Origin of the sequence: Sporosarcina sp. OR05, assembly GCF_041414805.1 — a bacterium.
In the GTDB taxonomy this organism is placed as follows: domain Bacteria; phylum Bacillota; class Bacilli; order Bacillales_A; family Planococcaceae; genus Sporosarcina; species Sporosarcina saromensis.
In genome coordinates this window covers 195539-210095 of sequence record NZ_JANKJL010000002.1, presented here as the reverse complement: position 1 = coordinate 210095, position 14557 = coordinate 195539, and the positions used below count along the sequence as shown (strand labels likewise).

The 14557-nt window shown below is 40.6% G+C and carries 12 protein-coding genes; 3 read left to right on the top strand and 9 right to left on the bottom strand.

The window, feature by feature from the left end:
- Positions 1-42 precede the first annotated feature (42 nt).
- Both NRI27_RS05285 and ytvI read left to right on the top strand, forming a co-directional pair.
- Entirely contained in the window at positions 43-408 is a 366-nt protein-coding gene (locus tag NRI27_RS05285) for a YugN family protein (RefSeq protein ID WP_317941767.1), read from the top strand.
- 110 nt (positions 409-518) lie between these two features.
- Entirely contained in the window at positions 519-1577 is a 1059-nt protein-coding gene (gene ytvI / locus NRI27_RS05280; protein ID WP_371389829.1) for a sporulation integral membrane protein YtvI, read from the top strand.
- 359 nt (positions 1578-1936) lie between these two features.
- Here ytvI and NRI27_RS05275 read toward each other — a convergent pair whose 3' ends face one another.
- From NRI27_RS05275 to cyoE, 7 genes are all read right to left on the bottom strand, one after another.
- Positions 1937-2398 carry a DUF420 domain-containing protein gene (locus tag NRI27_RS05275; protein WP_317941769.1) on the bottom strand — a complete coding sequence of 154 codons (462 nt, stop codon included), beginning with the start codon at positions 2396-2398 and terminating at the stop codon, positions 1937-1939.
- Positions 2399-2430: 32 nt separating this feature from the next.
- On the bottom strand, positions 2431-3357 hold the full coding sequence (gene ctaG, locus NRI27_RS05270; protein WP_317941770.1) for a cytochrome c oxidase assembly factor CtaG: 927 nt from the start codon (positions 3355-3357) through the stop codon (positions 2431-2433).
- Between the two features lie 154 nt (positions 3358-3511).
- The gene (locus NRI27_RS05265) at positions 3512-3859 is read right to left on the bottom strand and encodes a cytochrome C oxidase subunit IV family protein (RefSeq protein ID WP_317941771.1); all 348 of its coding nucleotides are present in this window, start codon (positions 3857-3859) and stop codon (positions 3512-3514) included.
- 1 nt (position 3860) lies between these two features.
- Positions 3861-4487 (bottom strand): cytochrome c oxidase subunit 3, encoded by a 627-nt coding sequence (locus NRI27_RS05260; protein ID WP_317941772.1) that lies wholly within the window; start codon positions 4485-4487, stop codon positions 3861-3863.
- The gene (locus NRI27_RS05255) at positions 4487-6367 is read right to left on the bottom strand and encodes a cbb3-type cytochrome c oxidase subunit I (RefSeq protein ID WP_317941773.1); all 1881 of its coding nucleotides are present in this window, start codon (positions 6365-6367) and stop codon (positions 4487-4489) included. The genes NRI27_RS05260 and NRI27_RS05255 overlap by 1 nt, the downstream gene beginning before the upstream one ends.
- A gap of 32 nt (positions 6368-6399) precedes the next feature.
- A complete protein-coding gene (gene coxB, locus NRI27_RS05250) occupies positions 6400-7467 on the bottom strand; it encodes a cytochrome c oxidase subunit II (RefSeq protein WP_317941951.1) in 1068 nt (355 codons plus the stop codon).
- A gap of 98 nt (positions 7468-7565) precedes the next feature.
- On the bottom strand, positions 7566-8483 hold the full coding sequence (gene cyoE, locus NRI27_RS05245) for a heme o synthase (protein ID WP_371389827.1): 918 nt from the start codon (positions 8481-8483) through the stop codon (positions 7566-7568).
- A gap of 465 nt (positions 8484-8948) precedes the next feature.
- On the opposite strand from cyoE, the gene NRI27_RS05240 reads away from it, so the two are divergent.
- Positions 8949-9857: a COX15/CtaA family protein gene (locus NRI27_RS05240; protein ID WP_317941775.1), complete on the top strand. Its 909-nt coding sequence runs from the start codon at positions 8949-8951 to the stop codon at positions 9855-9857.
- A gap of 45 nt (positions 9858-9902) precedes the next feature.
- Here the strand turns inward: NRI27_RS05240 and pyc are convergent, their stop codons facing one another.
- Positions 9903-13340: a pyruvate carboxylase gene (gene pyc / locus NRI27_RS05235; protein ID WP_371390057.1), complete on the bottom strand. Its 3438-nt coding sequence runs from the start codon at positions 13338-13340 to the stop codon at positions 9903-9905.
- 24 nt (positions 13341-13364) lie between these two features.
- On the bottom strand, positions 13365-14531 hold the full coding sequence (locus NRI27_RS05230) for an FtsW/RodA/SpoVE family cell cycle protein (RefSeq protein WP_371389826.1): 1167 nt from the start codon (positions 14529-14531) through the stop codon (positions 13365-13367).
- Positions 14532-14557: the final 26 nt, after the last annotated feature.

Genomic DNA, 14557 nt, shown 5'->3' with positions numbered 1-14557 from the left:
AGGCTATATCGACGGAATATATTTAAAGGAGGATACGACACAATGTATATTGAAAATACAGGCATTGAAGAAATTGTTGCTGATCTATCTTTACTTGACGAAATTATGCTGAAGCATGATCTTGTGCGTGCTGGACAATGGGATTATGAAAGAGTGACATATGATAAGAAGTACGTCATTAAAGAAGGTACGTACTACTTACGTGTATTCGGCTACACAACTGATGGTGATGTTGATACAAGAGACGCCATCATGAATTTGAAAAAACCGGTTATTGGTAAACACTACTATCCACATGGGGTAGAATATGGTGAAGATGAAATTTTCCCTGAAGGTTTAATAAAAGATTGCAAAGCTACGTTAAAAGCAGTATTTGAAGAACTTCAACCTTATGTTCTAGTTAAATAATCGTTTATTGAAAGAATGCCGGAGAAGTTCTACTTCTTCGGCATTTTGGCTATTCATTCCTGCCTCTTTTGGTTATAATAAGACCAATGAATATTTTGGAGGAATGACCGTTGTCGCGTTGGCTTACAAAAAGAAATTTTATGGTAGTTCTATTTTTGCTAATTCTTGTATTGATCGCTATTTTTATACTTCCCGTATCAATACCGATTATTTTAGCCCTTCTTACTGCTTTGCTATTTGAACCCCTCGTTAAACTGACAGAGTTAAAATTCAAATGCAAAAGGAAAGTGTCTGTCATCTCCGTCTACATCTTCATCGTAGCATTGTTGGCAATCATCATCTATTATACCGTGACATCGTTAATCGGAAGGATCATTCAGTTTACAAAAGACGCACCTGAGTACTTGAATAAGCTTTCAGGCGTATGGATTGACTTCCAAAACAAAATATTCCTGTATACGTCCGGACTTCCTGAAGATGTTGTAAAGTCTATGCAAAACGGCTTTAATGATATTCTAAACTCATTTAGAGATTCATTGCTCTCATTTTTCAATTCCGAGAAAATTGTCTCACTCGCATCAGAAATACCAAATTTTTTAGTAAGCCTAATCGTATTCATGATTGCCCTATTCCTATTTATGCTGGAATTGCCTGAGCTCAAAGCAATGGTCTTCAGACACTTAACAATGGATACAGCGAAAAAAGTCCGATACATGACTGTGAAACTGAACTCCGTCATATTCGGTTTCATGAAAGCCCAATTACTTGTTAGCTTCATCATTCTTGCAGTTGCATTTGTTGGACTTTTATTCATTGCACCAAAGTATGCGTTAATCATGTCGATTGTTATTTGGATCATTGACGTGATTCCAATCTTAGGTTCCATAATCGTTTTAGCTCCATGGGCACTCTATCAATTTGTGAGTGGTGACATCGCAATGGGAACAAAATTAACGATTTTAGCAATTGTTCTTCTTGTCATTCGTAGAACGATTGAACCGAAAGTCATGGGGAATCAGATTGGGTTATCACCTTTACCTACATTGATAGGCATGTTCATCGGCTTAAAACTTTTCGGGGTTCTCGGCTTTTTCATCGGCCCGATGATCGTCATCTTATTCAATACAGCCCGAGAAGCTGGGATTATCAAGTTAAACTTTAAGATATGACCTACCACTGGAACTATATTTAAACTGTTCCTCTGCTCATGACTCAGTTATATGACTTGGTTAAAGAAGTAAAAAACGGCTGGGACAAAACATAAAAAAATGCATGAGGCAAATTCGCCGGCATGCATTTTTTTATGCTTTTACAATGTTTCTTTTTCATATTCATGAGTGGATCGGAGCGGAAAAAGGCCGACTCCTGCGGGATTGTAGCGCGAATGTTGAGACCCCACAGGAAGCAAAGCGAAGCGACGCGGACGAGGAGGCTCAAGCGCGCCCCGCGGAAAGCGTGCCTTTTGGAGCGCAGAGGAACGGTCTATGTAGAGCTTTGTCCCAGGCTCATTTTCATCACACTTATTTAATTAAAATCCAAGTATTGCTTTAAAGACCGATGTCGTTTCGCCGCCTTTGTAAAATACATATAGCAACAAATAGACTGCAATTCCTGTAATCGCTGTAAATAGCCAGATGACAGCAGTAATCGGGCCGATTTTACGATGTCGATCTAATCGATTCTTCAAGCCTGAACGAATTGTAATTACTCCTAATACAGCTCCAGTTGTCGCAAGAACGATATGAAAAATAAGAAAAACGGTATAGTAGATTTTCAATTCGTCTGGACCACCGAATGCTGTATTTCCGATGAAAACCGTCCGTGAAATATAAATGATTAGAAATAACAAAGCTGAAACAGCCGCAGCCATCATCATTTTCTTATGCGCTTCAACTTTTTTCTCTTTAATGAACTTCCAACCGATTGCAACAAACACGGCGGAAAGCACAATTAGTAGTGTACTGACTGTAGGTAAAAAAGGAACACCCATTTCGAAATACCCCTTCACTAATTATATATGCATTAACTGTGCATTTCTAAATTCTGTCTCTCTAATAGATCTCTCTTCGTAATTTCATCAGCATTCAATTGCTCTTCACGGTACCATTTAATGAAAATCTTACCGATGACAACAACATAGATCAATTCTTGAATCACTTTCATGATGATTCCGCCTAATTGTTGGTCATAAAGCGTTGGCATATTCGTAAAGAGTTCTGGACCGGAAATTGAAAGGCCCGATAAAGACGTCAACGTTCCAGCAGGTACACATAACGCCATTGCTTGTAGCCACGCTTCCCCACTGCTGTATGTTTCATAAACCGGTACGTCCACAAAGATAATTAGTGAACAAGCAGGAGTAATCAGTATAGCACTTAAAATCACATAACCAATTTTCTTTAAGCCATGCAGTTTTGGATGACTATCCATTGTATTCACAATCGGCCACCATAAGAACAAGGCGGATAAAAATACCGCAATCGTGAAGACTGAATGGACAACAATATTAAGTTTAATGAAATCCAGCACCATTGGATAATGATTCAGTGAAAACATCACTGTAAAGACGAGAAGACTAATCACTGGTTTTGTAAACAACCGAACGGTCTTATCAATCCACTTTACACTGAAAACTTTCTTCCAAATGAAGTTCGGAATTCCAATAATCAAAAACGGTGCAATGACTAATAACAATAGCGCCATTTGAGCCATATGGACTGAGAATAAAATATGTCCAAGTAAATCAGCGGGCGATCCCTTGACGATGTATAACAAAACCATAGCGCCTAAAAAGAACTTGATTTCACGTTTTGTTACAGGCTCTGTTCCTTCGAAACGATGCCTCCACTTTTTCGTCAATAAAAAATATAAAACGGTAAGCAGTACGATGAAAAGGAAAAAATAAGGACTCCACATTGCCCGAAATCCAAATATGCTTAAAGGCATCATTGCCATCACTCCTTCAAGTAGGTCTTTCTCTATTATAGGTTGTACAACGCTTGAACACAATGAACGAACTTTGACAAAGCGGTAGTTAAGAGAAATATTTTATGTAGAAAACAAAAGCCTGTGGATTTTTATCCACAGGCTCTTGAAAATACACTTACCACCATACAATCGTGACGAATGTCAAAGGAATTAGGAAACCAAATAAAGCTCCTGTATACATGAACATTTGAGGAATGCCATGTCCTTTTTCATTCATATGCATGAAATAATACAATTGTAGACCTACTTGCACAGCTGCAAATAGTAAAATCATCGGAATGATGAAGTACTGGGAGAAACCAGGTACATCTTTCTCAAATGCGACAACCATGGAAAATGAAACGAGAGTCAAGAAAATCATTAGCGAGAACATCATTACCTGATTACGCATTGCTAACTTTGCACGTCGTTTAGCTAGTGACTGCTCAGCTGGTGTACGTTTGTAAACTTGGATGTCAGCCATCTTAACCTATCACTCCCATCAAATAGACTACTGTGAAAATGAACACCCATACAACGTCAATGAAGTGCCAATACAATGAGAATGTATAGTACTTCGTAGCGTTGTAAAGGTTTAGACCACGCTTAGCATTTCGGAAAATCAACAATGTGATCCAAACTAAACCTACTGCAACGTGGAAGCCGTGTGTTCCTACAAGTGTATAGAAGGATGAACTGAATGCACTGTTACTAAATGTAAATCCAATCTTTACATAGTGAGAGAACTCGTAAACTTCAAGCATTAGGAAGCCAAGTCCTAAAAATGCTGTAATGGCTAGCCACAATTGCATTTTCTTGAAATTGTAATTCTTCAAATGATACATTGCAAACACACTCGTTAACGAGGATGTTAACAGCAACATCGTCATGACAAATACAAGTGGTAATTCATAAAGTTCTTGTGTAGAGAAGCCAAAACCGCTTGGTCCTGAGTTTTTCAACGCAATGTACGTCGCAAACAACGTCGCAAACAAAATCGTCTCTCCACCTAGGAACAACCAAAAGCCGACAAACTTATTCTTTGCTTCGAGCGTCGCCCGCTCCGGATGTTCTGGCCATGTTTCAGGGGTGAATTTTTTATTCAAATCCATTATTTTTGCCCCCCTTTGTTCAATGCTTTCATATCACGGAGGATTTCCTCTTTTTTAATGTAGTAGCCCAAGTCATCTTGCAACGAACGAACTGCCATTGAAACAAATGTCCATAACAGACCAAAAATTAAGACTGGAAGACCCCAGTTTGTTTCAGAATGGAACATTGCACCGAATCCAGCAATGAATAGACCAAGTGTCATTAACAATGGAATGATGGAACCGTGAGGCATATGAATGTCCTTAATCGGCTCAGCAGGTGTCAAACCTGTTTCATTTCCTTCCATTTTCTCGATCCACACAGAATCAAGTCCACGTACAAGTGGAGTTGCCGTAAAGTTGTAATACAACGGTGGAGATTCGATTGCCCACTCAAGTGTACGTCCATCTCCCCAAGGATCATTCGCAACTCTAACATTTTTCACAGATGTAATAATTACGTTGATCACGAGAACAATTACACCAATTGCCATGAAGAAAGCACCAATTGTACTGATTAAGTTGGCAAGATCCCAACCTTGGTCGCCCATGTACGTCCAAACACGACGTGGCATTCCCCAGAATCCAAGCCAGTGTTGGATAAGGAATGTCATATGGAATCCAATAAAGAAGAACCAGAATGTCACTTTACCAAGTGTTTCATTCAACATCGTACCGAACATTTTCGGCCAGTATAAATGCGTTGCAGCTAGAATCGCAAGCACAACCCCACCAACGATAACGTAGTGGAAGTGAGCAACGATGAAGTAAGAATCATGCAATTGATAGTCCAAAGGAGCAGCCCCTTGCATGACACCCGTTACACCACCCATTACGAAGGATGGGATGAAACCGAGCGCATAAAGCATCGGAGTTGTAACTGTAATACTTCCGCCCCACATCGTTAAGAGCCAGTTAAAGATTTTGACACCTGTAGGAACAGCAATTGCCATCGTTGCAACAGCAAAGATTGCGTTAGCTGTTGGTCCTAGACCAACTGTAAACATGTGGTGAGCCCATACCATGAATCCTAAGAAACCGATTAGAACGGTTGCAAAGACCATCGATGGGTAACCGAATAGACGCTTACGGGAGAAGATTGAGAAGATTTCAGAGAAAATCCCGAAAGCAGGCAATATTAAAATGTATACTTCAGGGTGTCCAAAGATCCAGAAAATATGCTCCCAGATAATTGTGTTTCCACCCATTTGGTGATCAAAGAAGTTCCCGCCGAACATACGGTCAAACGTCAAGAAGAACAAACCGATTGTTAATGGAGGGAAAGCGAACAAAATCATTGCAGACGCAACGAAAGTCGTCCATGTAAATAACGGCATACGCATATACGTCATACCTGGTGCACGCATGTTAATAATTGTAACAAGGAAGTTAATCCCCGCCATTAGCGTACCACCACCGGCTATTTGAAGTCCGATTGCATAGAAGTCAATTCCGTGACCTTCGGATGCAAGTGATAAAGATGCGTAAGACGTCCAACCTGCATCAGGCACTTCACCGTATATCCATGAAATATTCAGGAACAATCCTCCAAAGAAGAACATCCAGAAACCTAATGAGTTAATGAAAGGGAACGCAACATCACGTGCCCCGATTTGTAATGGTACAATAGCGTTCATAAATCCAAATAATATTGGCATCGCTGCTAAGAAAATCATGGTCGTTCCGTGCATCGTAATCAAATCATTGTATAATCCTGCACTCACGAAATCGTTGTTTGGCTTGTAAAGCTGCCAACGGATCATCATTGCTTCAATACCGCCGACTACGAAGAAGAATCCGCCACCAAGGAAGTAAAGGATCCCAATTTTCTTATGGTCGACTGTTGTCAGCCAATCCCACAGCGTTGCACCAAAACTCTTTTTTTGAGCAACTGAACTCACTTTGTTTACCTCCTCTTCAAATCACGTCAAAATTATTTTTCAACTGATAATCCCATCAAGTATTCAGCTAACGCATCCATTTCTTGGTCAGAAAGCTGTCCACCAAATGATGGCATTTTATTACCAGGCTTATGTTCTTGTGTATCTGTAAGCCATTCAATAAGACCTTCTTTTGAATGATCCATAAAGCCTGCAACACGGTTACGGTCTCCGAACGACGCAAGGTTTGGACCTTGCTTTTCGTTACTCTCCCCTACACCGGATACTGCGTGGCAACCGATACAGCTTTGATTGAAGATTTCTTCACCTTGTTCATTTGCTACATTTTGTTTTTCAGCAGTCGCTTGCATCGCAGTTACCCACTTATCAAACTCTGGTCGTGGCATCGTTTTCACTTTGAAATCCATTAAGGCATGTGACGGCCCACAAAGCTCCGCACATTTTCCATAAAACACGCCATCTTTTAGATCTTTAGATTCCTTCTCGAAAACGAGATAGAATTTGTTCACGTTTTCAACGTTTGTATCCAGTTTTCCACCAACAGCTGGAATCCAGAAGGAGTGCTTAACGTCAGAAGCAATCAGATTGAAATACACTTTTTCATCTGTAGGCACTACTAATTCTTGCGCAGTAACAATTCCTAACTCTGGGTATTCAAATTCCCACCAATAAAGCTTTGCTGTAACGTCTACAACTAGATGTTCTGCATTGCCATCTTCATCAACAGCACCCATCGCCGACACATCACCTAATTTGTATGTGTAGTAGACAGTTGGAACAGCAAGAAGCAAAATCAACAGAATTGGAATGATTGTCCAGACCAACTCAAGTTTATGACTGCCTTCAACTTGTTCAGGAATAAAATCTTCACCTAATTTCGAACGTCTGTAACGTAGTAACGCAATTAGATAAATCGCAACAACAACAATAATAACAAGTAACATAATTCCTGATGCTAGAAGTAACAAGTTAAACTGGTCTCTTCCTACTTGACCGGCAGGAAGAAGCGTTGAAAGTTGTTCTTGGCCACATCCCGCAAGGAAAACTGTTAGTACTGCCAATAGAGAAAAGAGACGCCACTTTTTGAGTCCTTTCATCATCACTAACTAATACCTCTCTTTCTAAAAAAATGTTTTTTCAAATGAGGACTGTTGACCTCTCTATGATGAATTCCTGTCAAAAGAAAGAATTCCACTTACTAGATGAATATTGAAAAAATAATCATTGCAACAAAAAGAATTGTCATATAGTTCAAGGAATAGATGAACATAGTCGTTGCCCACTTCAGATCATCCTTCGTCTTGAATCCTTTTAATGATAAATAAAGCCATCCAATATTCAATGCCGTTCCAAGTAGTAGGAAACCGATTCCTAAACCAGATAGAAGGAATGGTAAAGGGAACAACAACAGCACCCATCCTAAAATGGACTTCTTTGTCCTGGCAAATCCTTTGACAACTGGGAGCATTGGAATACCCGCTGCACCATACTCTTTCGTTCTTCGCATTGCGAGCGCATAGAAATGTGGTGGCTGCCAAGCAAACATAATGAAGAACAACGCCCATGCACTAATACTGAGTGATGGTTCGACAGCTGCCCATCCGATTAGTGGAGGGATTGCGCCTGATAGGCTACCAACAATCGTATTGCTTACATGCTTGCGTTTAGACCACATTGAATAGAGTACAACATAGCTGAACACGCCGGCAAGTCCCCACATGGCAGCGGCTGGTGACGCTGCTAAGAGTAAAAGTTCGCCTATTACAATGAAAGTGAGCGCCAGAGACAAGACAGCCGGTGCTTTAAATCTTCCAGTTACCGTTGGGCGTGACTTTGTCCTTGCCATAATTGGATCAATATCCCGATCAATCAAGTTATTCAAGGCTGCAGAACCCGCTATGATTAAACCTGTCCCAACTAACCCATACAGTAACAAATCAAGATTCTGGATAAAACTTGTTCCAGTAAATTGAAACGCGAGGAATAGTCCGGTAAAAGTAGTAATCAAATTCGAATTAACGATTCCAATTTTTATAAGTGCCAGGAAATCCTTAACAAGAGAAGTCGAAGCCATATCCGATGAACCGGATGAAGTTATCGCTCGACCGTTTGACATATGTACCCTCCTTTCAGAGTTGTCGGCAAAGGCCGCTATACTTTACTATATCGAAATTCGTCACTAATTTCTATACATATCACGAATTTTGCCCGAAACAGAAAGTATACAAACTATTTGTATAGCTATGCCCTATCTATAGTAAATCATTTCCCTAGGTCTTTTGTGAAGTTAAAGGGTCTTTTTTATGAACAATTTGTGAAATAACTGTACAAAAAATCATTTTATACCTAAATCCGTTGTTTTTTTGTCATTTCTTCGCTATCATCAACAAGGCAGAGATCTTTTACCGAGCGTTTATCGCTATGAATTAACAATGTCGAACCAAATCAAATATTAATAGGAAATATCTTTTCTACACTGTTACACGTTTATTTTAAACCAACTACCAAAGAAGGGATGTCTTTGATTGTTCATGGCCACCAACCTTCTTTAACACATCATTCATAAAAGTAGGTGTCATTCTTGCGCTATAATAAATACCTTAAATGGTTCGGTGTTGCGTCGACAATTGGTATGCTTCTAATTTTACTAGGTGGAGCACTCGTTACGAAAACCGATAGTGGAATGGGTTGTGGTCGCCACTGGCCAGGCTGTAACGGGCAGTTGATACCGGATGAAATAACACCAGAAGTGCTTATCGAATTTTCCCATCGTCTCGTTACTGGTTCAGTTGGCATCTTAATTGTCGTCCTTGCTGTATGGTCTTGGAAAGCAATTGGCCATATTCGAGAAACAAAATTACTGGCTTTTCTAGCGTTGTTCTTTCTTATTCTACAAGCACTCATTGGAGCAGCCCAAGTTTTATGGGGACAAGGAGACTTCATCCTAGCACTGCACTTCGGGATTTCCCTTATTTCATTCGCTTCAGTGTTGTTGTTGACATTGCTCATCTTTGAAGTCGACCAAAAGTATGATGCCGATAAACTTAAAATCGGCAAGACAATGAAGTTCCATACTATCGGTGTAACAATTTATTCGTATGTTGTTGTTTACTCTGGGGCCCTCGTTCGTCATACCGAATCTGAACTAAGTTGCACAGATTGGCCGATGTGCAGAAATGGCGACTTTTCTTTACCAGCGAACTTCTGGGAATGGGTGCAGATGAGTCACAGAACTGCAGCTGCAATTATTTTCATTTGGCTTGGAATCATTGCCTATCATGCTATCAAACATTATAAGAATCAACGTGTCATTTATTGGGGTTGGATTATCGCCTTCATCTTGGTCTGCTTGCAAGTACTAGCTGGTGGCGCTGTGATCATAACTCGTTTAAATCTTTACTTAGCTCTTTTACATTCGTTATTTGTTACGCTCTTATTCGGTTTGTTGACGTATATGGTATTACTCGTTTCGAGAAGCAACAAAAAATAAGGAAGAAGCATTCGACAACCAATATGTCGAATGCTTCTTTTGTTCTTAATGTTCAATCTCGATGAGTAAATCTCCTGTTGAAATCCCTTCACCCGCTTGCACGTATATTTCTTTTACAACTCCATCAAACGGGGCTTGTATCGTCGTTTCCATTTTCATTGCTTCTGTAATGAGTAAGTGTTCTCCCCTCTTTACTTTAGCACCTTTAGAGACAACAACCTTGAGCACAGTTCCTGGCATTGTTGCTGCAATATGTGAATCATTTGCCGGGTCAGCTTTTTGCTTTCGAACAACATCGGTTTCAACGCTCATGTCTTGAATTAGTACTTCTCGAGGTTGTCCATTCAATTCAAAGTAAATGATACGCGTTCCGTCCGATTGTGGTTCTCCAATCGACACGAGTTTTACGATAAGTGTTTTACCTTTTTCGATTTCAACTTCAATCTCTTGGCCTAAGCGCATACCGAATAGGAACTCAGGTGTATTAATGACAGAAATGTTGCCGAATGCCTTTTTCATTGTTGCATATTCTTCAAAGACTTTCGGATACAGCGCATACGCTAATGCATCTTTCATCGTCGAAGGTTCACCAAGTAATTGCTCGGTCTTCTGAAGGAGCACTGTAAAGTCAACATCCTCCAGTAATTCACCAGGACGAACAGTAATCGGTTGACGTCCTTTCAGAATCACTTGTTGTATTTCCTTTGGAAAACCACCGTATGGTTGACCAATATACCCTTCAAAAAACTCAATGACCGATTCAGGAAAATCAATTGTCTCGCCGCGTGTGATCACGGATTGCTCATCCAATTCGTTTTGAACCATAAACAACGCCATATCACCAACGACTTTGGAGGAAGGCGTCACTTTCACAACGTCACCAAAGAGCATGTTAACTCTGGAATACATCGATTTGACTTCTTCCCATCGCTCTCCGAGACCTACTGCTTTTGCTTGCTGTTGCAAATTCGAATATTGGCCACCTGGCATTTCATGAACATAGATTTCCGAATGCGGGCTATTCATGCCACTTTCAAAATGCTGATAGTACTTTCTGACATCCTCCCAATAATGAGACAGTGATTCCAACGATGAAACATCGGAACGGACTTGGCGTTTGCCATTTTCCAAAGCGTAATACAAAGAACTAGCGGAAGGTTGCGAAGTCAATCCCGCCATCGCTCCAAGTGCAGTATCGACAATGTCGACTCCTGCTTCGATAGCTTTTGCATACATGTATATGCCATTTCCACTCGTATCATGGGTATGAAGGTGAATCGGAATGTCGACCGTTGCTTTCAGTTCTGAAATGAGTCGATACGCAGCTTCTGGCTTTAACAGACCAGCCATGTCTTTGATCGCCAATATATGGGCACCAGTTGCTTCCAGCTCTTTCGCCATCTTTTTGTAGTACTCTACTGTATATTTATCCCTAGAAGGATCTAAAATGTCTCCCGTATAACAGAGGGCCGCTTCAGCAACTTTACCTGCTTGACGGGTTGCATCGATTGCCACTTCCATTCCTTTGATCCAGTTCAAACTATCAAAGATCCGGAATACATCTATACCATTTTCTGCTGATGTTTTGACAAACTCCCGAATGACATTGTCAGGATAGTTTGAATACCCAACTGCATTCGCCCCTCTGAACAGCATTTGGAACAATACATTTGGTATTTGTTCACGTAATTTCAACAATCTTTCCCAAGGATCTTCCTTTAAAAAACGGTAAGCTACGTCAAATGTTGCCCCTCCCCACATTTCATATGAAAAGAGGTTCGGCATAAGTCTTGCCGATTCCGAAGCAATATTTGATAGATCTGATGTACGAACCCTCGTTGCTAGTAGTGATTGGTGAGCATCCCTGAATGTTGTGTCTGTCAAAAGGACATCATCCTGTGCTTTTATCCATTGGATTAATCCGTCGGCACCTTTTTCATCAAGAATTTGTTTCGTTCCAGCTGGAGGCGGTGTTAGCAAGTCTACTTCAGGCTTTCTCGCAGGATGGAAAACAGGCTTAGCTTGTTTCCCGATACCCGGAAAACCATTTACCGTGACATTACCTAGATAGTTCAGTATTTTCGTTCCTCTGTCTTTTTTAACTGGAAACTCAAAAAGTTCTGGTGTCGTGTCTATGAAACCGGTATCATAATTACCTGTTAAAAAACTTTCATGGCGAACGACATTTTCTAGGAACGGAATGTTTGTTTTAATACCACGAATACGAAATTCCTGCAAATTTCGATCCATTTTTGCAGCTGCATCTCTAAATGAAGTGCCCCACGTCGATACTTTAACAAGCAACGAATCGTAATAAGGCGTAATGACAGCTCCTTGGAAGCCATTTCCGGCATCTAGACGGACACCGAAACCTCCTCCTGATCGATAGACCATTAGTTTACCTGTATCCGGCATGAAATCATTCAACGGGTCTTCAGTTGTCACCCTCGACTGGATTGCATACCCAAATAACGGAATTTCTTTTTGCGACGGAATTGCAGCTTCCCCTTCATGCAGATTACCACCATTTGCAATATGGATCTGCGCATGTACGATGTCAACCCCTGTTACCATCTCGGTGATTGTATGTTCAACTTGAATACGAGGATTCACCTCGATGAAATAAAACTTTCCGTCAGCAACTAGGAATTCAACCGTTCCTGCATTTGTGTATGAAATATTCCTTGCTAACGCAACCGCAGCTTCGCATATCTCATTTCGTAAATGTTCATTTAGTGAAATGGATGGCGCGATTTCCACCACTTTTTGGTGACGTCTTTGAATGGAACAGTCCCGTTCATACAAATGAATGACATTCCCGTATGTATCACCTAGGATTTGCACTTCAATATGCTTCGGTTTGTTAATGTATTTTTCAACATATACTTCATCCGAACCGAAAGCTGATTTCGCTTCAGATCTTGCTCGTTCATACGCCTCTAGCACTTCGTCAGAGGAGTGGACAATACGCATCCCTCTTCCTCCGCCTCCTAAAGAAGCTTTAATGATAATTGGATAACCATATGTCTCACCAAACGCAGACACATCCTCAACGGACTTTACTGGTCCGTCAGAGCCAGGAATGACAGGTAGCCCTGCGTCGATCGCTTGCTGCCTCGCCTTGACTTTATCACCAAACATGTCAAGGTGTTTGGATGTAGGACCGATGAATATAATTCCTTCCTCTTCCAACCTACGAGCAAATTGCTCATTTTCCGCTAAAAATCCATAACCTGGATGAACCGCATTTGCACCACTCGCCTTGGCGATTGAAATGATTCCCTCAATATCCAAATAGGCATCTATCGGTTTTTTCCCTTCACCGACGAGATAGGACTCATCTGCTTTATAACGGTGGAAAGAACCTCTATCTTCTGCTGAATAAATACCGACCGTAGGAATCTTAAGTTCAGTACATGCACGAAAAATACGTATTGCAATTTCACCGCGGTTTGCCACGAGAATTTTCTTAATACGACCCATTTCCACCATTAATGCACTCCTTATCTACTTATTCTTTTGGTATTTTGTGAACATTGACACATTCATCAATATTCCTAAAGATAAAGATAACAGAATAAGAGAGGTTCCGCCATAGCTAATAAACGGCAAAGGCACACCTGTGAGCGGGAGAAGACCCGTTAATCCCCCAAGATTGACAAAAGTTTGAATTCCAATAACACTTCCAATCCCAGCTGCCAACATACGAGCTTGCGGGTCTTTTGTTCGCATTGCAATGGATAGTGCACGTAAGACGATGAAGCCTAAACCACCTATAACAATAATTGTTCCAAAAATGCCTAACTCCTCAGAAATAATCGCCATGATTACATCCGTTTGCGGTTCAGGCAGATACCCCATTTTTTGAATTGAGTTCCCTAGTCCTAACCCTTGTACACCACCTGCTCCAATTGCGATATAACCGTTAGCAATCTGGTAGCCGGATCCTTGTAAATAATCAAAAGGATTTAAAAATGCTAAAATACGGCCTTGTCTACTCTCATTCATAATCGAATCCCAACCAAAATAGAGAATTAGCGCAATCGGGACCATTGCAGCTGCCAAGATTCCACTCAACTTCATGAATGTCCTTACTTTTATTCCACTTGCAGCAATTACCGCAATTGCTGTTGCAATAATGATGAGTGATGTCCCAATATCTGTTTCATTCATAATGGACAATACCGCAAACATAAGAATCAGCACGGGTGGTCCAATTGATTTGTTTATTGAGTCGAGCGTTCCGGCTTCATATTTCTTAGCAAAGACACTAGAAAAGTAAATAATGATTACAATCTTCGCTACTTCCGAAGGCTGAATACTCCCTAATTTCGGTAATCTGATCCAGCTTTGCGAGCCAACGTCGCCACCAAATCCGATGAAATGAACGAGAACCAATAACGTAAACATAACAACAATAGATAATACCATTAAATTTTTCCGTTTATAATTTTGGAAAGGAAAAAAAGCCGCGGCTAGGAAAACCGGAAAGGATATGACCAAGTTGGTCAATTGTCGCTTATAAAAATAGTCGGGTGGATAGTCATAACGATTGACCGCCACGACCATACTGGCACTATAAATCATGACCAATCCAAAAAGACACAGTCCTACATAAACAAGGAATAACGGATAATCAAAATTCCTTATCATTTTTCTAAAGTAGTTTGCCATTGTCATTACCTCTTCTTAGTAAATAA